Source organism: Paraglaciecola sp. (genome assembly GCF_051252315.1).
In the GTDB taxonomy this organism is placed as follows: domain Bacteria; phylum Pseudomonadota; class Gammaproteobacteria; order Enterobacterales; family Alteromonadaceae; genus Paraglaciecola.
The window spans coordinates 62,197-84,969 of the sequence record NZ_JBPOFP010000005.1; the positions used below are offsets into that span (position 1 = coordinate 62,197).

Genomic DNA, 22,773 nt, shown 5'->3' on the forward strand with positions numbered 1-22,773 from the left:
TAAATAACTAGCATACATAAATCATATACAAAACTACAGATTCATATACGTAAATATACTGTAAAGACACATACACATCGCCATGACTATTCGAAATAAAAGCAGTAGGATAGATGTATTAATCACACGCAGAGTATTGGCATTGGAAAGGTACGACTTCATCATAGTGGGCGCAGGCATAGTTGGCGCGGCCACGGCTTACGCACTGGCTCAAAAGTATCCAAACAAAAATATTCTGGTAGTGGATAAAGAAAAACAATGTGCCAGCCATCAAACAGGCCGTAACTCTGGTGTCATACATGCAGGGGTCTATTACGCGCCGGGCAGCTTGAAAGCCCAATATTGCAAAGAAGGGTTAAAGCGCACAATTAAATTTTGCCAGCACTATAATCTGCCCTACGATCAATGTGGCAAGTTATTAGTCGCCACCAATGCAAAAGAATTGAAACGTATGCAAGACCTGTATTTACGTTGCCAACAAAACGACATTGAAAGTGAATTACTGACCCAGGCCCAACTGTTGGAGCGCGAACCCAATATAGATGGGCTAGGTGCCATTTTTGTAAAAGACACAGGGATCACCAACTACACATTAATCACTTCTAAACTCTTGGAATTATTTAAAGAATTAGGTGGGGAGGTAATATTTAATTGCCCAATAGAAGAAGTTCAAGAGTTACAAGATGGTATTTCACTAGGAAACACTTCTCATACTTTTAATACAAGCTATTTAATAAACTGCGCGGGGATTTATGCAGATGAACTGGCCCAAAAATTAGGCCTTAAGTTTGATTTTAAATTAATGCCCTTTCGCGGTGAATACTTTCAACTGCCCGCCAAATATAACCAAATTGTTAATCACTTAATCTATCCAATACCGGATCCAGATTTACCCTTTTTAGGGGTACATTTAACAAAAATGATAGATGGTAGTGTGACTGTGGGGCCAAATGCAGTGCTTGCATTGGGTAAACAAGCCTATAACAAAACCGACATTCATTTTTCTGAACTATGGAAAACCCTCACCTACACTGGGTTTTGGCCCATGGCGAAGACACACCTTAGCAGTGGTTTAGCTGAACAACGAGACTCAATTTTTGTGAAGGGTTATCTGAAGAAAGTACAAAAATATTGCCCACAAATACAAAAAAACGACTTACTCTCCTACCCCAGCGGTATTCGAGCTCAAGCTGTCAATAAAGATGGAAGTTTAATGCATGATTTTAGTTTTATAGAGAGTCCGAGAAGTTTACACGTTGGCAATGCACCTTCTCCTGCTGCCACCTCTGCAATGCCAATTGCCGATGCCATTGTTGATAAGGTTATAGAGGCAATGCCAGCTATAAAAGCTAGCTAAAATAAAGTTTTCAAACTAAGAACCTAAAATTTCGGTTTTAAATTATTCGTCGTTTTTCGTCGGGATCGAGTATAAACATTAAACCAGCATAATACTGACTAGGTAATTCTTCCTCACCAAATAACCGAACCAGTTCTTCTTTGTAAGTGACCAGCTTTTGCATCACAAAAAAGCATTGTTCTTCAATCTCTTCAAGATCTAGATAAAATTCTTCAATTTCGCTTTCACAAATATTGACAGTTTGTTTATACATGGCTTTTAACCAATGTTCTTGTTGATCAACTAAAATACCTGAGGTTTTAACGGTATATTCTAATTGCTCAAACAGTGCGATAGGCTGAATCACTTCTGAATCTTCTAGTAATAAGTGATGATCCTCATAAATTTTTGAATACTCTTTAAACCAATAGGCGAGCCTTTTACGTTTTTCTATACACCTAGCCAAAATATTTTTGTATGCAGTCTCAGGAAAAGCTGGCTTGTAGTCTAAGCTCAAGTATTTAATGAGTCTAATCATTGCATTTTGCATTTCTGGCGTATGAGCAGTACTAGGAATTTGAAAGACGGATTCAACAGAAGACCAAGAATAAGGGCCATTTTGCACGAGCCTTTGAGTGATCAAACTGAGTTTATCCACCATAGACAATATTTGTCCTTCAATGCAAAGCTTTGAAATTTTTCTACCGTAAGGGTAACCAAAACCATCAGCTCGTTCGTGATGCTCTAGTACAGCCCTACCGATTATGCTGGGAAAATTAGGGATCAAACCGGTGAAATGTTTTGCGATAACCACATGACCTTGGAGTAACTTAATTTCGTCGGCATTACGCTGGCCTTTTTTATTCACAACCTTAGGATCAATATGCAGCAAACCCACTTCAGAAATCATGCAGGCCAAAAAAACGTTATTTTGTGTGTCAATCGGTAGTTTTAGTTCTTTAGCTAATGCTTTTGCCAACACCGCTCCACCTATTGAACGACTGAATACATCTGGCAAGCGTTCAGCAAGTACCATTAATTTTTGAGCGACCAAAGGGTATTTAGTTAATAAGGTAAACGTCTTAGCCGCTTCTTTAAAAACATCACTTTTTCGAACAGCGTTTGCAAGGTTTAAGGTATCAAGGCGCTGACTAAACAGTTCTAAAGATCGTTTAGGGCTTAAAGAAACCTGTAACGATATAGAGGTATCCAAAGGTTTCTGTAATTTATGTTTAGCAATTTTTTGAGCTAATTCTCGATCAACCTCAGTACCTTTTTTAACAACCAAGACACCTCTTTGATTATAAATATCTTGTTCTAATACAACTTTGTTATTTTTACTGACTTCAGCTAGGTGATTGACAAAGTGTTCATGGGATTCTTCCATATAATTCAATATGTTCCATAAAGAAAGTAGCAAGAATATTATATCATCAGTGACATTTGCGCCAAATTAAATAGGCATAGAACGGGACACCTTTTACTAGAAAAATTATATGGACAGAAACCCCAGTTAAATCAAAAGACCTAAAACTTAAGATAAGGATTGCTTTATCAAAAGCTGAATTAATAAAAAAATTAACTTCTGGGACATGCAAAACTAAAAAGAAACCAAATATCTGCTGACCAATGTCCACGCTTCGATTAAACTAACGGTGCAAAATCAACATGCTAAAACGCTTTCTAGGTACGTAACTAAAATTGGAATAACCCGTCACTCATGCCTGATACTTTCGAAGCCAAAAGTACTAAAAGTCAACTTAATGCGATTAATGAGGCCTTATTAGAAGGTGATTCAAATCAAGTTAAGGGATTATTACAAGAGCTAAAACCTTGTGACGTAGCACTTTTGTTAGAGTCAAGCCGCTCTAAAAGTCGTTTAGATCTATGGCAGCTAATTGAGCCTGAATTATACAGTGATGTTTTAGAAGAATTATCTGAAGATGTACGTAACGGCATCATCGATAATATGCTGCCAGAAAAAGTCACCGACGCTCTCGAAGAGATGGATACGGATGACCTCGTTGAAACTCTGCATAGTCTTCCTGAAGCGGTATCTCAAGATTTACTTTCAGCCATGGACGAACAAGACAGACAAAGAGCTGAATTAGGTTTGTCTTATGGAGAAGAAACCGCTGGCTTCATCATGAACACCGACACTATCACCTTGCGCCCAAAAATAAATGTAGATGTAATATTACGTTACTTGCGTTTAAAAGGTGATATGCCAGAACATACCGACACTTTGTATGTAGTCGATAATGAAAATAATTTGATGGGCGGAGTAGCGATTACGCAGCTCATCACAGCTGCCCCAGATACTCCTGTTGAGTCATTAATTAAAGACTCCATTTCTATCCCTGCAGATATGGAAGATGGCGAAGTCGCTAACCTCTTTGAACGTTACGATTGGTTATCCGCTCCAGTCGTCGATGAAAACAATCGCTTGTTAGGTCGAATTACAATTGATGATGTTGTAGACATTATTCGTGAAGATGCCGAACACTCCATGATGAGTATGGCCGGTCTAGACGATGAAGAAGATACCTTCGCTCCCGTTGTTAAGAGTACCCAAAGACGTACTTTATGGTTAGGTGTTAACTTATTTACCGCACTTATGGCTGCTATGGTCAGTGATTTATTTGAAACGACCTTAAGTGAACTTGCAGTATTAGCGATTTTAAACACCATAGTCCCTAGTATGGGAGGTGTTGCTGGAAACCAAACTCTGACATTAGTTATTCGAGGGATGGCTTTGGGTCACGTTAGTTCAAGTAACGCTAGATTTTTAGTCACTAAAGAGCTCGCCATTGGATTTTTTAATGGGGTGATTTGGGCTGTTCTGATTGCCTCTGTCATTGCGTTATGGAAACAAGATTTAATGTTGGGAGCAGTCATCGCTTTTGCCATGATGATCAATATGATTGCCGCAGGTTTAGCCGGTGCAACCTTGCCAATGATTATGAAAAAACTAAATATAGACCCCGCATTGGCTGGTAGTGTTATCTTAACCACAATTACTGATGTCGTAGGTATTTTTGCCTTTTTAGGCACGGCAACTTGGTTGTTATTATAAGTTGCCTACTCATCAACTCACTACATTTGTTTATACTCTTTTTGCCTTATTTGCTTTTGCGGCCAACTCAGTACTTTGCCGCTTAGCCCTAGATCAAGAAAAGGTAGATCCGGTACTCTTTACAGCCATCCGAATCTGCAGTGCCACTGTCATCTTACTAATTATAATGGCCATCAAACAACCTACAAAAATTAAACAAATAAAGGTTTATGGCAGCTGGACTGGCGCATTATTCTTATTAGTTTACGCGGTTGGTTTTTCTTATGCATACGTCACCTTAGACACAGCAACCGGTGCATTGGTGTTATTTGCTTGTGTACAATTTACCATGCTGTTTAAAAATTGGCGTGCAGGTAATACCCTTAACCGATTCGAACAACTGGGCATTATGTTGTCCTTATGTGGATTTATCTACTTTGTCTATCCAGAGTTAACTCAACCTAGTTTAATTGGCTTTATTTTGATGAGTTTGGCTGGCGTAGCTTGGGGTTTATACAGTATCGCAGGCGGTCAATCCGAATCCCCTTTGGCTGATACTTTCAGTAATTTTTTACGATTAACCCCTGTCGCTCTGATTGCTCTAACAATTATGTACCTTACCAGTACATTGGATATTAGTTTAGCGGGGTTAGTTTATACGATAATTTCAGGGGCAATTGCCTCTGGATTAGGGTACGCCCTATGGTATTTAGTGTTACCCGATTTAAAAGCCAGTATCGCAGCGGTAAGCCAATTGTCTGTGCCAATTTGGGCTGCTTTAGGTGGTTTGATTTTCGTGGTTGAGCCGATTAGTTTACACATACTCACATCCAGTGTAATTATTCTTGGTGGAATACTATTAGTGATACTCTCTCGTATACGTTAAACCAGCCGATGCTAATTTTAGCCAATTCGAAATTGCAATTTTAGACGTATTTTGTAAACTAGCTTTATTCTAATCTCAAGGTCTTATTGGTGAACATATTTTTAGCGTACATGGCAGTTGGGATATTAAAATAGTAGGTAATGTTGTCGTTCAGAGAATGTATGAATCTTGGAATGAAGAAGGCATGCTCGCCTATATCAGAGAGTTTCGTAAAACAGTTAAACCTCTTATTGGTGGAAAATGGGCCATTTTATCTATTTTTGAAGAGTGGGAATTAGGCCACCCAGATATGGATAAACATGTTATCAAACACTGTGAGTGGTTCATCAAAAACGGCTGTGTAAGAGATTGCCATATATACAGCTCTGGCGTTCTAAAATCCGTGCAACTAGAAAAAACGGCACCTATCCAAAAGGGTGATTATCTGCGCCAAGTTTTTCCTGATATGCCAGAAGCACTAGCATGGTTAGAAGCAGAGGGATTTCCCATCGACAGCAAAAGTATCTAACAAAAATACACTCCCAATTTCAATCAATAACCGAGGGGCTTTTGCAGTATAAGTATTGCTTTAGCATAACCTTCTCCTAGCTTTTGAATACTATCGTTATCAAAGTGCCATCTATCCATTGCCTTAAGGTTTTCTAAGATTACAACTTCAGTGAAAGGCACTTCTTTCGGCAGTTGGGTAATTTGTTCATTGATTAAAGGTGTTTTATTAATTTGCCCCGCAACAAAAGGTAAATTTGGTTGGGCTAAATCACGTCTTAAATTTTTAACTAGTTTAACTAACTTACTAAGATAATCTTTATCTTCAAAGTCAGTTTCTCCTTGATGCCATAATATGCCTTTTAAGGTACCGTTTTGTTTGGCTAAATTGGCTCGCCTTATCGCATCATCATAAAACTTTTGACCTGGCTTCCATTTAGTAATACTCGTGCCTCCCTTAGCATTCACCACCAGTCCTAACTTTATTTTTTCATCAACTTTAGATAATTCGTTGGTCATAACATTCGCGAAGGAATATCCAATCCCTAACTTTTGCATAGACAAATTCTTCCGAATAGTCGAAAACCTATTCAACGGGTTAGTGGCCAACTGCCACTGTCCTTCTTGATCAAGTAATAAGGTATTTTCAATCACATTAAATTGCTTTGCAGTTATGGGGGCCCGCCCCGCCATATTAGATTGACCAATCAGTAAATAGACATGTAAATCTTGTCGTTCACCACTGTAGTGACTTTTATTGGCTGGCAATTTTTGTGACTGTCGATGGGTTGTGTTATTTAGACTACAGGCACTTAAAAATGCAAACATGGCAAAGGTGAATAAAATACTTTTCATAAATAATTTTTAAACCGTATAAATTTTGACAAAGATAATAACTGCAAATTGGTGAAGTGATAGCGATTAAATTGCGCTAGCCGTACTCTTGGTTTATATTTTTACCTTCTAGCAATATATAAGATCTATCTATAAGGAAATTAAAAATGTACAAGATATGCATAATGGCCTTCGTCATCACATTAACTAGTTGCTCAAATTCCCAATCTTATGCTCCTTTAAATGTTACACCTATTGCACAATCTGAGTTAAAGGTGATTGAAAATTCACACTTCGATAGGTTTGTAATCGCTGAAGATGCGAATTTTAATCAATTCGATAAAGTTATTTTTTTCCCAATGCAGTTTGATCGAATGGCTATCAATAAAAATGCAGATAAAACTCTACGTGATAGCTGGAACGATTCTACATGGAAAGAGATGGATGCCATTTGCCAATATTTTGATGATTTTGCCCAAAAAATATTTGCAGAACACGACGGATTATCTCCGACAAATAAAGGCGGTAATAATGTATTAGCTGTTGAATTTAGGTTAATAGATTTTATGCCTCACAATAAGCGTTATAAAGATGCAAGTCTAGGCACGGTCGGCACTTCTACTGATGAAAAAGGAGTCGGTACCATTACTTTCCAAGCAGTTATTGCACATTCTCAAACCGGTGACTTAATAGCGGTAATAGAAGATGGAATGGAAGTAAACTCTATAGGTTCTATGAACATTCCCGGAAATTTATCACTCATGATAGATAGTAATAATAAAGCGTCTCAAAACAGGGCTTGGCGCCGTGTTTTCAAGCGTTGGGTTTCATTATTACATGATGATTTAACTCGTCTGCAAGACACTAAAATTGAGCTTGTTAAAAATATTTGAAATATATTTAATAAATTTTGAACTAATAGAAAAACAGCTGGTCATAATTAGCGTGTTATAGATTTATGTGTGTATTCCTAGTATGTGTTTTAGCCTAGATTTTATCTGGGCTTTTTTTTGCGTGTTGTTAAATGAGAGTGATGATACTTATTGTCTAAATTAATGATAAAAATTTAATTTAGTTTTTTGTATGACTTATTGAACTTACTTAAAAAACCACAGTCATACTTAGCGTGTGTTTAATTTTATGTGTGTTCCTAGTATGTGTTTTAGCCCAGATTTTTATCTGGGCTTTTTTTTGGCTAATTAGTTGAGAATATTCTACCGATTAAACTTGTTAGAGCCATAAAGTTAAAAAGGACACTGCGTAAACCACAGTGCCCCTTTTATCAATACAACATGATTAATACCAATGCGGATTGGCATTAAGTATCAAACTTTACACTTCACCTGCGCCGTCACTAGCACTGCAGATATAAATCGTTTCTTTATAGCCGGTTTCTGCTTGGTACTTATCTTCGATAAGTTGTTTAGCGCCATCAACCATGTCATGAGGCATTAACGCCACCATACAACCACCAAAACCACCACCAGTCATACGTGCTCCGCCCTTGTCACCTAAATAGTCATGCAAAGTCTGCACAACAAAATCGATTGGAGGTACTGTGATTTCAAAGTCATCACGCATTGAAGCATGTGACTCTGCCATCAGTTTTGACAATAACGCTGCATCGCCAGCTCGTAATGCATCGGCTGCTTTTAAGGTGCGTTCATTTTCAGACACTACATGGTGAGCACGTTGGTAAACCACTTCAGATAACTTGTCTTTATTCGCTTGCAAGTCAACTAAACTGATATCACGCAGCGCTTTAAGGCCTAAAATACTAGCCGCTTCTTCACACTGCTCACGACGAGTATTGTATTCACTATCCACCAAACCACGTTTAACGTTTGAGTTGATAATCATCACTGATAAGTCTTTAGGCATAGATATTAATTGTGTTTCTAATGAACGACAATCAAGTAGTAATGCATTCAATTCAGAACCACAAGAACTCACCATTTGGTCCATGATGCCGCAATTACAGCCTACAAATTGATTTTCTGCTTCTTGACCATTTACAGCCACATCAGCTTTGCTTAAAGACAAGTTATACAGTTGACGGAACGTTTCACCAATTGCCACTTCTAGGGAAGCGGAAGAACTTAACCCTGCGCCTTGAGGTACATTACCGGTAATCGCAATATCCGCACCTTTTAACTTATGGCCACGAATTTGGAGATGTTTTACAACTCCACGCACATAGTTGCTCCAAAGTTGACTTGGATGGCTTTGGATATCGGTATCTAAGTCAAACTCATCTTGCTCATTGCCATAATCTGCTGCCACTACGCGCACTGTTGAATCGTTTCTTGGGGTAACAGCCACTAAAGTTTGGTAATCGATGGCACACGGTAAAACAAATCCATCATTATAATCAGTATGTTCACCAATCAGATTTACTCGGCCAGGTGCTTGAAAATGACGCGCAGGTGCTGCACCAAACGTACTCGTGTAAACTTCGTCTAATTTAGTCAGCATTGTTTGTGAAATATTAGCCATGATTAATTATTCTCCTGCTGACTCATTGTAATGTACATCGCTTAATTCTTGTAAACGCGCAGCGGCTTGTTCTGCGGTTAAGTCACGTTGTGGTTCGGCCATCATTTCATACCCCACCATAAATTTGCGAACGGTAGCTGAACGTAAAAGAGGCGGATAAAAATGCGCATGTACTTGCCAATGATCCGTATTATCTAAATTATTTGGTGCACCATGCCAGCCCATTGAATAGGGGAATGAACACTGGAACAAATTGTCATAACGACTAGTTAATTTTTTCAAAGCTATGGCTAGGTCAGCTCTTTGCTCGGTGCTGACATCTGTCAACCTTGGGCAAGCAAACTTAGGCATAAGTAAGGTTTCAAAAGGCCATGCAGCCCAGTAGGGTACAACCGCAATCCAGTGGTCAGTTTCAACCACTGTGCGTGTGCCATCTGCTGATTCTTTTTGCGCGTAATCTAGTAACAAAGAACTGTTATGTTTTTCGAAATAAGCTTTTTGACTCTTTTCTGCTTTTGCCACTTCATTTGGCACAAAGTTATTTGCCCAAACTTGTCCATGAGGATGTGGGTTAGAACAACCCATGGCTGCGCCTTTATTTTCAAACACTTGCACCCACACGTATTCTTTAGATAAATCTGCCACTTGTTCCTGCCAAGTCTGAATAACACCTTCCAAAGCTGGTAACGTTAGTTCAGGCAAGGTTTTGTTATGTTCAGGCGAAAAACAAATAACACGACTGGTTCCCTTTGCTGCTTCTAAGGTAAACAGATCATCATTAGATTGTTCTGATTCTGGCGTGTCTTTCATTAACGCTGCGAAGTCGTTGGTAAATACAAAGGTTCCTTCATATTTAGGGTTAACTTCACCATTTATCCGAGTGTTGCCCGAACATAAGTAACAGTTTGGATCATGAGCCACACTGTCTGCGACTTGAGGTTTTTCTACTTGGCCCTGCCAAGGCCTTTTGGCACGGTGTGGAGAAACCAACACCCAATCTCCTGTTAGGGGATTACGGCGACGATGTGAATGATCAATCGGGTCAAATGTAGACATTTTCTGTGCAACCTAAAATAAATAATTAATAAAACAGCTGCTTTATCTTCGCAAAACTTAGCTGTCGTTTTATAGGGTATTAATCGTCAATATCTTGCTGGCTTAGCCAACTGTGTAACTTTTCTAAATCTTTGTGCGCGGCTTCGTTAAGCTGCTCAACCCAGTCGTGAACATTTTCCCACCAAGCAGGGTGATCACCTTGCTGAATTTCATTGGCTATTTTCTGAACTCTCGCTAAACCAACTGAACCAGCCGCACCTTTAATTTTATGAGCCTGAGAACAGACTTCATCTTTTTCATCAGCACTCAGGCTGACTTGTAGTATTTCTAAATACTCAGGTATATTATCCTGAAATACACCAACACTGGTTCTTACCATTTCATGTCCAATGGTATCCACCAACATCTGTAACATTTCTAAATCTAAAATAGCTTCTAATTGCCCAGTTTTCGGCGCTTCAACTGTTCTGTGAGGCTCAGATATTGGTTCACAAAACAAGCTATTGAATACTTCAATAATACGACTCTTTTTCACTGGTTTGGCAATTACGTCATCCATGCCATTGTCTAAATACTCTTGTCGAGTTTTAATAACATTCGCAGTAAGAGCAACTATACTTGTCTGCTCAACCAAACTCTCATCATGTAATACTCTCGCCACATCAAAGCCAGTCATATCAGGCAATTGTATGTCTAACAAAATGAGATCGTAATCCTTGTCCCTAGCTTTATCTATAGCTTCTTGGCCCGTCATAGCTACATCGACATTTTGCCCCAACTTTTCCAATAGGGCTTTCGCCACCATCACATTCAGCTCAATATCTTCAACTAATAAAATTTCTAAGCCAGTAACTTTTAGTTCTTCTACCTGTAATGGCTTTTGACTAATCGCCAAGGGTAAATTAACAGTAAAACAAGTGCCTTCACCCATCACACTGCTAACGTTAATCTTACCATTCATCAATGACACCATTTGCTGACAAATAGCGAGGCCAATTCCTGTGCCCGTTGCACTTTGATGTTCTGGTAAATCAACTTGATAATACATTGCAAAAATCTTTTCTAGATCTTCTGCAGGGATCCCAACACCAGTATCGCAAACTTTAAAGGTCACCATGCTGTTCTGGGAATCAATTGATTCTGCTGATACTTCTAAGGAAACTTTACCCTTTTGAGTAAATTTCACAGCATTAAACAACAAGTTCCACAAGGTTTGCCTTAGTCGAGTACCATCAACCTCTACTAATGCAGGCAAAGGATCATTGATAGTCGCCTCAAAAGCTAAATCCTTATCTTTAGCCAATAAATCTATAATACTTCCTAACTCTTGAGTGAAGTCTCTAATAGATACAGTCTTTAAAGATAATTCTAACCTATCTCTATCTAGGCGATCTAAGTCAATTATGTCATTAAATATATTTCCTAAGGTAATACCACTGGCGTAAATGGTACTCACCCAAGAAAATTGCTCATTGGTAAGCTTGGTATCTCGCAACATTCGACTCAAACCTACGATGCCATTTAGCGGTGTTCGTAACTCATGACTAATAGTGGCAATAAACTTAGTTTTGTCTTTACTTGCTTTGGCTACCGCATTTTCAGCTTGTTTACGTTCGGTAATATCACGACCAAAAGCCAGCAAACCCAATCTCTCGTTATCTGCACTATGGAAAGGTACTTTACGCATTTCAAAATAACGCAATTTTCCATCTGAAAAACGTAGCCACAGTTCTTCAGTAATACTCATGTTATTCTCAAGTACATCGTGGTCACTGGCCACGACTTGGCTGGCCAACTCTTCGTCATATACTTGGTGAGGGGTGAGTCCCATTAATTCCTGTTCGGTTTTACCGGTCATTTGCTCTGCAACGCGGTTACAGCCAGCAAATTGTCCTTCTTCATTTCGATAATAGATAAGATCTGGCGAAGCATCTATGATTGAACGTAAAAGTGTTGACGACCTTAATGCTTGTTGTTCTTTTTCTGACTTGTCTTCGATTTCCCGTTCTAGATCAGTAAACATATTCTCGCGCTCTAATTGCGCGTTTTTACGTTGTTCTATTTCGTGATTTAATTGTTTGATATTGTTTTGTAAAGTTCGATTAAGTAACTCGTCTTCTTCACGAAGCTTTTCTAACTGCGCTACTGCGTCTTTTAATCTGAGCCTAGACTGTTCTAATTGTTTGACTAGCTCACTAAAAAACCATAACACCCAAGGGGCACTCAGCAAAGACAGGATAGTGGCACCGATAAAATCTTGAGTTTGCACCCCACCATCTAGCCAAACACGTAAAACGTAGGTCCCTAGAAAAGTAAAAATCAAGGTAAAAACAACAAACAGCAAACTAGCCTTTACAGCTCCAAAACGAATAATAAATTTTGCAAAGCGGATTACCCAAGGATCTAACGGAGTATTTTCTGGCATAATTAAGAGTCTCAAAATAGTCGAATTATCTTTTATATGACTGGCCATTTACGTTGACTAATATACAACCAAAATCATTTAAGCGGCGACATGCTAACAAGAATGTCCTTAGGATCAAAACTTCCCGTCAATTTAAAGAAAATAAGCTATAGCCAAAAACACTACTTATGCACAAAAAGTGGATAATTATTCTAATTAAACTTATCGCGACAACAAAAATAACTCTATTTATTAACCTTTTGATCACATTTATTAGTTGAAATGCAGTTTTTTACATAGCTTATAACTAAGACAAGAAAACACATTAACATACTGATTTTTATTGACTTTAATCAATAAAATCATATTAAATTTGTTTTTTCTTTAATTCATATTAATATGAAATTTGATTTATAATTTGATACTCGGTATTTTACACGACCTGCTTAGTATAAATATTCGATAGTCGGCTGGCATTCCCAATAAAAAATACGAAGAAAAAGCATCGGGTTAGGCAAGAAGCCAAATCGCGTTTTTACACGCACCTTTGATGTTAAGTAGCAGCAAAAATTACACTCGCCCAGTCGACGGTTGAAGGAGTTTACATTAATGAATTTATATCATCCTAATGATTCGAAGGATAACTGTGGTTTTGGTTTAATTGCCCATACTCAAGGCGAACCAAGTCACAAATTAGTCAGCACCGCTATTGAAGGTCTTGACCGTATGCAACATAGAGGCGGCATAGCCGCTGATGGCATAACCGGTGATGGCTGTGGACTATTATTACAAAAACCTGATGCTTTCTTTCAAAAAGTAGCGTCTGACAACGACTGGAAGCTTAGTAAAAAGTATGGCGTTGGAATGATATTCCTAAACCCAGACAAAACATTAGCTGCAGAAGCACGTCAGGTTATCAGTGAAGAGTTACAAAAAGAAACCCTAGCTTTAGTGGGTTGGCGAGTTGTGCCTACAGATGATTCTATCTTAGGTGATTTAGCGGCTAGCTGTGTACCTCAGATTGAACAAGTTTTTATCAACGCTCCTCTAGGTTGGAGATCTGAAGATTTAGGACGTCGATTATTTATGGCTCGTCGCCGTATTGAAAAACGTCTTGAAAACGATCCTGAGTTTTACATTGCGAGTATGTCTAATACTGTGACTGTCTATAAAGGACTTGTCATGGCTGGTGACTTACCTAAATTCTATTTAGATTTAGCCGATGAAAACATGAAGTCTTCTATTTGTGTTTTCCACCAACGTTTCTCAACCAATACATTACCTCGCTGGCCTCTGGCTCAGCCTTTTAGGTTTTTAGCGCATAATGGTGAAATTAACACCATACGTGGTAACCGAGACTGGGCTAAAGCTCGTTCTGGAAAATTCAAAACGCCTTTATTACCCGATCTTGCCGATGCAGCACCATTTGTAAATGAAGTTGGCTCAGATTCTTCTTCATTAGATAACATGTTAGAAGTATTTTTAGCCGGCGGAATGGATTTATTCCGTGCTATGCGTTTATTAGTGCCGCCCGCTTATCAAAATAACAAAACCATGGATGAAGACTTAAAAGCCTTCTATGAATTTAACTCCATGCACATGGAACCATGGGATGGCCCAGCAGGTATCGTTTTAACAAATGGCCGCCATGCTGCTTGTAACCTAGATCGAAACGGTTTGCGCCCAGCTCGTTACGTTATTACTAAAGATGGTTTAATTACTTTAGCCTCAGAAGTAGGTATTTGGGATTATGCACCTGAAGACGTTGTAGAAAAAGGTCGCGTAGCGCCAGGTGAAATGTTAGCTGTAGATACTGAAACAGGTAAAATTTGGCGTTCAAATGAAATTGATAACGATTTAAAAAATCGCCACCCTTATAAAGAGTGGTTAGATAAAAGTATCCGTCGTTTAGTGCCCATTGAAGAAAGTGAAACGCCTGAGATTGGCAAACGCATGTTCAACGATGACACGATGAATACATACTTCAAGCAATATAATATTAGCTATGAAGAAATGGATCAGGTTATTAAAGTATTGGCTAAAGATGGCCAAGAAGCAACGGGCTCCATGGGAGATGACACGCCAATGGCAGTGTTATCAACCAAAAGTCGAACAATTTACGACTATTTCCGTCAACAATTTGCTCAGGTAACTAACCCGCCAATCGATCCATTACGCGAAAATCACGTTATGTCTTTGGCGACATGTATTGGCCGTGAGCAGTCAGTATTTACCGAAACTTCTGGTTACGCTGACCGTGTATTGTTTGACTCTCCAGTCATGACATACACAGATCTAAAACAATTACGTCAATACGACCCACAGCACTACTACGCAGAGTTTGTTGAGCTTAATTACAAACCAACTGAAGGTCTGAAAAAAGCCTTAAATCGTGTATGTGATGAAGTAGAACATTTGGTTAACCACAAACGTGCAGCATTTGTAATCTTATCTGACCGTGGTATTAAACCTTCATTAATTCCTATTCCAGCAGCTATGGCTGTAGGTGCGGTTCAAAAACGCTTGGTCGACAAAGGCTTACGTTGTGATGCCAACATCGTTGTTGAAACAGCTTCAGTACGCGACCCACACCATTACGCTGTTTTATTAGGCTTAGGTGCAACCGCTATTTATCCTTTCCTTGCTTATGAAATTATTGAGCAGATGTGTGAATCGGGACAAATCGAGCAGACACCATTACAAGCTATAATGAATTACCGCAAAGGCATTAATAAAGGTCTTTATAAGATCATGTCTAAAATGGGTATTTCAACCATTGCAAGCTACCGTTGTTCGAAATTATTTGAAGCAGTCGGTATCAATGACGCAGTGATGGAAACTTGTTTTAAGGGTGTTCCAAGCCGTATTCAAGGGGCTGGATTTGAAGACTTCGAGCAAGACCAAATCAACCTAAACCGTGTAGCATGGTTAAAACGTAAACCGTTAAATCATGGCGGACTGTTAAAATATGTACATGGTGAAGAGTACCACTCGTATAACCCAGACGTTGTCACTACTCTACAAAAAGCAGTAGTCAGTGGTAATTACTCAGATTATGAAAAATACAGCGCATTAGTCAACGACCGTCCAATTGCTTGTTTCCGTGATTTATTAGCTTTAAATCCTGAATCAGATGCAATTTCTATTAATGAAGTAGAATCAGCAGATAGTCTTTACAAACGTTTTGATACTGCAGCTATGTCGATTGGCGCGTTAAGCCCTGAAGCACATGAAGCGCTAGCTATAGCCATGAACCGTTTGGGTGGTAACTCTAACTCAGGTGAAGGTGGTGAAGACGTTAAACGTTTTGGTAATGAGAAAAACTCAAACATCAAACAAATAGCCTCTGGTCGTTTTGGTGTGACGCCTCATTACTTAGTTAACGCTAAAATTCTACAAATTAAAGTCGCTCAAGGTGCAAAACCTGGTGAAGGTGGCCAATTGCCTGGTGATAAAGTCAATGCTTACATTGCTGAACTTCGTCACTCAGTGCCAGGTGTCACACTGATTTCACCTCCACCACATCACGATATTTATTCTATCGAAGATTTGGCTCAGCTTATATTTGACTTAAAACAAGTTAATCCAACTGCCCTAATCTCAGTGAAACTAGTATCTGAACCAGGCGTTGGTACTATCGCCTGTGGTGTAGCAAAAGCTTATGCTGATTTAATCACTATTTCAGGATATGACGGCGGAACAGGCGCAAGTCCATTAACATCTGTAAAATATGCAGGTAGTCCTTGGGAGCTTGGCTTAGCTGAGACTCAACAAGCACTTGTTAGTAATGGCCTACGTCATAAAGTACGCGTACAAACAGACGGCGGATTAAAAACCGGCTTAGATGTTGTTAAAGGCGCTATTTTAGGTGCTGAAAGCTTTGGTTTTGGTACTGGCCCTATGGTGGCACTAGGCTGTAAATACCTACGAATTTGTCACTTAAATAACTGTGCGACAGGTATTGCAACACAAGACGAAAATCTAAGGGACAACCATTTTATTGGTTTACCTGAAATGGTCATGAACTACTTTAAGTTTGTTGCCCAAGAAGTGCGTGAAATCATGGCTTCGCTAGGTGTAAGTAAGTTGGATGACCTGATAGGTCGTACCGATTTATTAAAAGTACTTGATGGTGTGACTGCTAAGCAGAATAAATTGGATCTTAGTCCTATATTGGCTAAACCAGAAGAAGGCGATCATACCAAGTTATTCTGTAGCCAAGAAAACAACGAACCTGCTGATAAAGGTGACTTAAATCAGCAATTATTAACTGATTTACAGTCTGCAGTCGAAAACAAAACCGGTGGTGTATTTAATTACGACATTCGTAACACTGACCGTTCTGTAGGTGCGATTATTTCTGGCCTTATCGCTCAAAATCATGGCAACCGTGGTATGGACGAGCAACCGATTAAACTAAACTTTAAAGGCACAGCTGGTCAAAGTTTTGGGGTATGGAATGCAGGTGGTTTAGAAATGACCATTGCTGGTGATGCCAACGATTATGTCGGTAAAGGCATGGCAGGCGGTAAACTGGTTATTCATCCACCTAAAGGTGTAAGTTTCAAATCGAATGAAAGTGTTATTGCTGGTAATACGTGTTTATACGGTGCAACTGGCGGTAAATTATTTGCAGCAGGTTTAGCCGGTGAACGTTTTGCCGTACGTAACTCTGGTGCAATCGCTGTAGTTGAAGGTATCGGTGACAATGGTTGTGAATACATGACTGGCGGAATCGTTGCTGTGTTAGGCCGCACGGGTGTTAACTTTGGTGCAGGTATGACAGGTGGTTTTGCTTATATTCTTGATGAACAAGGTGATATAGACCAACGTGTAAACGGTGATTTAGTTGAAGCTATGACAATTGGCGACAAAGCTATTTTAACGGAACACTTACGCGGTCTAATCAACCAGCATTACGAAGAAACAGGTAGTGAGCATGCTCATAATATTTTGAGCAACTTTGCTGAGTTCTTACCTAAGTTTAGACTGGTTAAACCTAAAACCAGTGATGTTAAAAATTTACTTGGTCACATTAGTCGGTCTTCTGCCGAACTACGTGTTCAAGTGCAATAAGGGGGTATCATGTCTAATAATGTATACCAGTTCGTTGATGTAGAACGTATTGATCCACCAAAAAAGCCGTCTCACATCAGGAAAGAAGAATTTGCTGAAATATATCAGCCGATGAGTGACACCCAAGTAGCAGGTCAAGCTGACCGTTGCTTAGATTGTGGTAACCCTTATTGTGAATGGAAATGCCCAGTACATAACTATATCCCGCAGTGGTTAAAACTAGCCAATGAGGGACGTATTTTTGAAGCAGCTGAGTTATCAAGCAAAACCAATACATTGCCAGAAGTATGTGGTCGTGTTTGTCCACAAGATCGTTTGTGTGAAGGCGCATGTACTCTGAATGACGACTTTGGTGCTGTGACAATTGGTAGTATTGAAAAGTACATTACAGACACAGCTTTTAAACAAGGCTGGCGTCCAGATATGTCTAAAGTTGTCAAAACCGACAAGAAGGTAGCGATAATCGGTGCCGGACCTGCTGGTTTAGGTTGTGCAGATATTCTTGTTCGAAATGGTGTTAAACCGGTTGTTTTTGATAAATACGAAAAAATTGGCGGCTTATTAACATTTGGCATTCCATCATTCAAATTAGAAAAAGACGTAATGTCACTTCGTCACGAAATCTTTGCAGAAATGGGGATTGAATTTGTACTTAACACTGAAATTGGTAAGGACATTCCGTTCCAAGATCTGCTAGATGAGTACGACGCCGTATTCTTAGGCATGGGTACTTACAAACCAATGCAAGGTGGTTTCGACAACGAAAAAGCACCGGGTGTGTATGAAGCACTTCCTTATTTAATCGCAAACGTTAATCGTGAATTAAAACTAGAAAAATCACCTACCGATTTTGTTGATATGAAAGACAAAAAGGTAGTCGTTCTAGGTGGTGGTGATACCACTATGGATTGTGTTCGAACTGCGATTCGTCAAGGTGCCACAGATGTAACTTGTGCTTACCGTCGTGATGAAGCAAGCATGCCAGGCTCTCGTCGTGAAGTTGTCAATGCTCGTGAAGAAGGTGTTAACTTCGAGTTTAACCTTATGCCACTAGACATAGCCGTGAATGACAAAGGCGAAACGATTGGTGTGAAAATGGTTAAAACTGAGATGGGACAACCGGATGCAGAAGGTCGTCGTCGTCCAGTCGTGATTGAAGGTTCTGAACATGTACTTGAAGCTGATGCGGTAATTATCGCTTTTGGTTTCCAACCAAGTCCAGCACCTTGGTTTGCTGATTACGGTATCATCTTAGATGAAAAAGGCCGTGTTCGTGCACCTAGAAATGGAAAGTTTGCTTTTCAAACATCTAACCCTCAGATTTTCTCTGGTGGTGACATGGTACGTGGTTCTGACTTAGTGGTAACCGCCATTGACGAAGGCCGAGTAGCAGCTGAAGGCATAATGGACTACTTGAACGTCTAAACCATTTTGTATTGAAGATTAAAAAGGGATCTAACTGTAAAAAGTAGGTCCCTTTTTAGATCCTGACTATCAAACATGTAGTTTATATACAAAAACATCTAATTATATTTAACTTAAACTTGAAGTTATGTATCGAATTGGTAAGGTTAATGCCCTATTCGAATTGTATTAATATATTTTAATACTAATGTTAGTTCAAAGTCATAAGGGAATATAATCTTGCTCAATACTCAGCCCAAAACACTTAGCTTTTCTATTTTTACCTCTAGTTGTTTACTTTTATCAGCGTGTGGGGGCGGCTCTTCCTCTACTCCCCAAACTAATACAACAACACCAGCTAAAACGATAGAACCACTGTCGGTTTCAGGTTTGACTGAAGGAGCGTTAGTAGGAAGTAATGAAAGTTTAGTGATAACAGCTAAATCAGCTGATTTAAGCAGAGCCACCTTAACCTTAAACGGCGAAGACATAGCCACAATTAGCACCTCTCCTTTTGAATTTACTGCCACTAATACCAGCCAATTAGCTCAGTTACCCATTGGCCACCACGAGATTTCGCTAACAGGCATAGTGGATAATAAAGAACAAAAAATTAATATGTCTTTTAGGCAAGATGGGGAATATTTAGCAACTTATGCAGCGGTTAATTATGTTCATGAGAATGCACCATATGAATTGAACTCAACAAACAACATAGGGGGAATAGCTTATCTTGCCAAAGAAGGCGGATGGATAGATATTGCAGCGGATGCTGACATAGCTAACACCGAATTCGATAGCTTATACACTCGTGAACTTTCTCAAGCCAACATAGATTTAGCCCATACAGTTTCAAATGGCAGTTACTTAGTTAACCTGCACTTTGCCGAAATTTGGTTTAACGGCACCACACGAGATGGCCGCGGGGCCCGTTTATTTGACGTGTCCATTGAAGATAACTTGATTGCCGATGATGTAGACATATTTGCCGAAGTCGGCTTTATGTCAGCTTATACAATCCAACAAGAAGCAGTGGAAATCAGTGATGGAGAACTCAACATTTCTTTAAAGGGCATTATTGAAAATGCCACAATAAATGCGTATTCAATCCAACGGCTTTTAAATGCTTGGGATGATGAAGATTCAGACAGTATTTTAAACTTCGATGACAAATGTTTAGGTACAAATGAAGGAGCAGAAATTGACGATAACGGTTGTGCCTTGCCACCACCTCCCCCTGTGCCTTCCGAAACTCCAATAAAAATTGATGGCGGCATGTTTGTTGAAAAAGATGGCTTGTTAGTGGTTGAAATGGAATCAACTGATCATCCACAAGGTTGGAAATTTGAAACAGGCCGAGATGCCGCCGGAGCCGGTTATCTCAATATGTTAGCAGCCCAGGCCGCTTGGAAACCTAGCAATGTAAAAGAGATCATTAACGTAAGAATTAAAATCAATAACCCTGGTAAATATCAATTCCAATGGCGTAACTTAATCACCAAAGAAGGTGTTCCTTCAACCGAACATAACGATAGTTACTTAAAAATTCATGCTGATAAATTTTACGGACAAAAAGGCACTAATATCGTGTGTCCAAAACAACTCGCACCTGAAAATAAATGTACACCTTCTGGCAGAACTTTAGCTGGAGAAGCGGTGTTAGGTTACTTTAAAGTATATCGTTCAGGGTCTCCTATCGACCAATGGAAATGGTCAACCTTTACTAGTGATAGTGACGGACACACCATTTTTGCAGAATTCGAAAAGGCTGGAGAATATGAAATAGAAATAGCCAATCGTTCTGATTACCACGCTATCGATAGGTTTGTATTATTTAGGGACGGTAACGAAACAAACAATGTGACTAAATCTAAAGCACAAGATCTTGCCACGCCAGAATCAGATAGAGAGCCTTAACTTGTGTTTGATCAAATATCAACGCCCATTAAATTAGAGCTGCCTATGTTGCTCTAATATTCTAAATAGACCTATAACTCGTTCTGCGCTATTTGTTTTAAGGCTTTCTCAAATACCTCAGCGGGTTGGCCTCCACTGATCAAATGTTTGTTATTAACGATAACAGCAGGTACTGAACTGATACCTGCAGCTTGGTAATGTTGTTGCTGTTTTCTCACCTTTTCAGTGAAAGCATCTGACGCTAAAATACTATGCGCTTTTTCAACATCTAACCCCAATTTATCCACCACAGCTATAAGCTGTTGGTGATCACTAGGATTACCTTCTTCCTGAAAATATAAATCGAACAAGGCAAGTTTTAACTCAGTTTGTTTTCCTATTTCATCAGCCCAATGTAATAACCTATGGGCGTCAAAGGTATTGTAAATTCGGCCGCCACCTCTGACACCAAATTCGTAACCTACACTCACGCCTCGTTGTATTATAGTTTGTCGATTTTGTTCAGCTTGTTGCTCGCTTATCGAATACTTTTGGGTTAAATGTTCAACGATTTCCTGGCCTTCTGGTGGCATATTGGGGTTTAACTCAAACGGCTGCCATGTAATCTTAGCTTGAATTTCGGGTGCTAGATTTTGCAAAGCTTGCTCCAGAGCTTTGTAACCAATAATGCACCAAGGACAAGATACATCTGATACAAGATCAATGGTTAACTGAGTTTTCATCATTTACCTGTGCTGTTATTGATTGGTGTGTTCTTAATGGGCGTGTTATCAATGTGCGTTACATTGCCTGAGGTGCTAGAGGATTCGTCAAACAACCACACAAGTCCATTTCGTATCGCATCTGGCGTGGCTGATAAGTGATTATGAGCAGCCAACCTAGATATTTTGTCTGGCCACACTTGTGGTTGTTTTTGCCAGAAATCGAGCCAGTTTTCAGCCGGCTCTTTGTATTGTTTCGCGTCAAATTCTGCCAAAGACACGAACACCTTGGGTCTATTTTTTCGAGCCCGTAAAGGTTGTTTAAAATACTGCAAATTTCGATGTAAGGCTGGGTTACTGGCAATCACACCATAAAATGGTACTTTGCCATACATACTTGAATAAAGACCAAATTGTCCGCCTAGAGACTGACCATACAATATTTGTTTATCTGTCTGAACTCTATACTTATTATTTATAGTCGGCATTAAATAATCGATAAAAAACTGCTCAAATACTTGCGCTCCTCCCCAATGATCTCGTTCTTTCGAAGGCACAGTGAAATCATGGCTTCTATCGTTTCCTTTTTTCCAGTCATGAGTACCGTAACTTATCCCTACTACTATCATTGGAGGAATATCATCCATCCACCTTAGATGCGTATAATTAGCAGCGAACAGAGGGAAATTAGTGCCGCCATCGGTAAGGTATAAAACTGGAAACTGTTGCTGTTTATCTTGATGATACTCTTCTGGTAAACGTACAAAAATATGATACGGCAGATTGTTTTTAGTTTTATGGGCGTTCTTTAATTCAAAATATTCTACCTGTCCTAAACCTTGCAGCTTTTCCCAAGCAACTGGCTTTGCTTGCAATTGAATACTTATTAGTAATGCTACAAACCAATAAAGTTTAATTCGATTGATCATGAAATCCCCCTAAAATATGCACTTATTATTATTCAGGCAAAAACATAAAACTGCACCTACATCTAGTTAACTTGACGAATTTAACGGTTAAACTCCACTAAACGATAATGCTCTACATCAGGAAAAGGGTCGTAAAAGTGATGAAGTAAAGATTTCCATTCTTGATACTCTTCTGACTGACGAAACCCTATGG

Annotated in this window: 15 protein-coding genes; 8 read left to right on the forward strand and 7 right to left on the reverse strand. The window is 39.2% G+C overall.

From position 1 onward, the window contains the following. The first annotated feature begins 82 nt into the window (after positions 1–82). On the forward strand, positions 83–1,357 hold the full coding sequence (lhgO, locus tag ACSHXM_RS01755) for an L-2-hydroxyglutarate oxidase (RefSeq protein ID WP_435687001.1): 1,275 nt from the start codon (positions 83–85) through the stop codon (positions 1,355–1,357). Between the two features lie 37 nt (positions 1,358–1,394). On the opposite strand, the gene ACSHXM_RS01760 is transcribed toward lhgO, so the two are convergent. Further along, on the reverse strand, positions 1,395–2,723 hold the full coding sequence (locus ACSHXM_RS01760) for an HD-GYP domain-containing protein (protein ID WP_435687002.1): 1,329 nt from the start codon (positions 2,721–2,723) through the stop codon (positions 1,395–1,397). A gap of 333 nt (positions 2,724–3,056) precedes the next feature. Between ACSHXM_RS01760 and mgtE the strand changes: the two genes are divergently transcribed. The 3 genes from mgtE to ACSHXM_RS01775 all read left to right on the forward strand — a co-directional run bounded on the left by mgtE (position 3,057) and on the right by ACSHXM_RS01775 (position 5,785). Continuing rightward, the gene (gene mgtE / locus ACSHXM_RS01765) at positions 3,057–4,412 is read left to right on the forward strand and encodes a magnesium transporter (RefSeq protein ID WP_435687003.1); all 1,356 of its coding nucleotides are present in this window, start codon (positions 3,057–3,059) and stop codon (positions 4,410–4,412) included. A 1-nt stretch (position 4,413) separates the two neighbouring features. Then, on the forward strand, positions 4,414–5,277 hold the full coding sequence (locus ACSHXM_RS01770; protein WP_435687004.1) for a DMT family transporter: 864 nt from the start codon (positions 4,414–4,416) through the stop codon (positions 5,275–5,277). 157 nt (positions 5,278–5,434) lie between these two features. Further along, the gene (locus ACSHXM_RS01775; protein ID WP_435687005.1) at positions 5,435–5,785 is read left to right on the forward strand and encodes a hypothetical protein; all 351 of its coding nucleotides are present in this window, start codon (positions 5,435–5,437) and stop codon (positions 5,783–5,785) included. Positions 5,786–5,808: 23 nt separating this feature from the next. On the opposite strand, the gene ACSHXM_RS01780 is transcribed toward ACSHXM_RS01775, so the two are convergent. Beyond that, positions 5,809–6,618, reverse strand: coding sequence for a sialate O-acetylesterase (locus ACSHXM_RS01780; protein WP_435687006.1), 810 nt, complete (start codon positions 6,616–6,618; stop codon positions 5,809–5,811). 146 nt (positions 6,619–6,764) lie between these two features. Here ACSHXM_RS01780 and ACSHXM_RS01785 point away from each other — a divergent pair, with 146 nt between their 5' ends. Continuing rightward, entirely contained in the window at positions 6,765–7,490 is a 726-nt protein-coding gene (locus ACSHXM_RS01785; protein ID WP_435687007.1) for a hypothetical protein, read from the forward strand. 439 nt (positions 7,491–7,929) lie between these two features. Here ACSHXM_RS01785 and galK read toward each other — a convergent pair whose 3' ends face one another. The 3 genes from galK to arcB form a co-directional block, all read right to left on the reverse strand. After that, positions 7,930–9,093, reverse strand: a complete 1,164-nt coding sequence (gene galK / locus ACSHXM_RS01790) for a galactokinase (RefSeq protein ID WP_435687008.1) — start codon at positions 9,091–9,093, stop codon at positions 7,930–7,932. A 6-nt stretch (positions 9,094–9,099) separates the two neighbouring features. Then, positions 9,100–10,149 (reverse strand): UDP-glucose--hexose-1-phosphate uridylyltransferase, encoded by a 1,050-nt coding sequence (locus ACSHXM_RS01795; protein ID WP_435687009.1) that lies wholly within the window; start codon positions 10,147–10,149, stop codon positions 9,100–9,102. A 79-nt stretch (positions 10,150–10,228) separates the two neighbouring features. Beyond that, positions 10,229–12,574 (reverse strand): aerobic respiration two-component sensor histidine kinase ArcB, encoded by a 2,346-nt coding sequence (gene arcB / locus ACSHXM_RS01800; RefSeq protein ID WP_435687010.1) that lies wholly within the window; start codon positions 12,572–12,574, stop codon positions 10,229–10,231. Positions 12,575–13,162: 588 nt separating this feature from the next. On the opposite strand from arcB, the gene gltB reads away from it, so the two are divergent. From gltB to ACSHXM_RS01815, 3 genes are all read left to right on the forward strand, one after another. Further along, entirely contained in the window at positions 13,163–17,629 is a 4,467-nt protein-coding gene (gltB, locus tag ACSHXM_RS01805; RefSeq protein ID WP_435687011.1) for a glutamate synthase large subunit, read from the forward strand. 9 nt (positions 17,630–17,638) lie between these two features. Next, positions 17,639–19,054, forward strand: a complete 1,416-nt coding sequence (locus tag ACSHXM_RS01810; RefSeq protein ID WP_435687012.1) for an FAD-dependent oxidoreductase — start codon at positions 17,639–17,641, stop codon at positions 19,052–19,054. Positions 19,055–19,273: 219 nt separating this feature from the next. Next, positions 19,274–20,950 (forward strand): malectin domain-containing carbohydrate-binding protein, encoded by a 1,677-nt coding sequence (locus ACSHXM_RS01815; RefSeq protein WP_435687013.1) that lies wholly within the window; start codon positions 19,274–19,276, stop codon positions 20,948–20,950. Positions 20,951–21,021: 71 nt separating this feature from the next. On the opposite strand, the gene ACSHXM_RS01820 is transcribed toward ACSHXM_RS01815, so the two are convergent. After that, positions 21,022–21,672 (reverse strand): DsbA family oxidoreductase, encoded by a 651-nt coding sequence (locus tag ACSHXM_RS01820; protein WP_435687016.1) that lies wholly within the window; start codon positions 21,670–21,672, stop codon positions 21,022–21,024. Beyond that, a complete protein-coding gene (locus ACSHXM_RS01825; RefSeq protein WP_435687014.1) occupies positions 21,672–22,580 on the reverse strand; it encodes an alpha/beta hydrolase in 909 nt (302 codons plus the stop codon). Before ACSHXM_RS01825 ends, ACSHXM_RS01820 begins: the two co-directional genes overlap by 1 nt. Positions 22,581–22,773 lie beyond the last annotated feature (193 nt).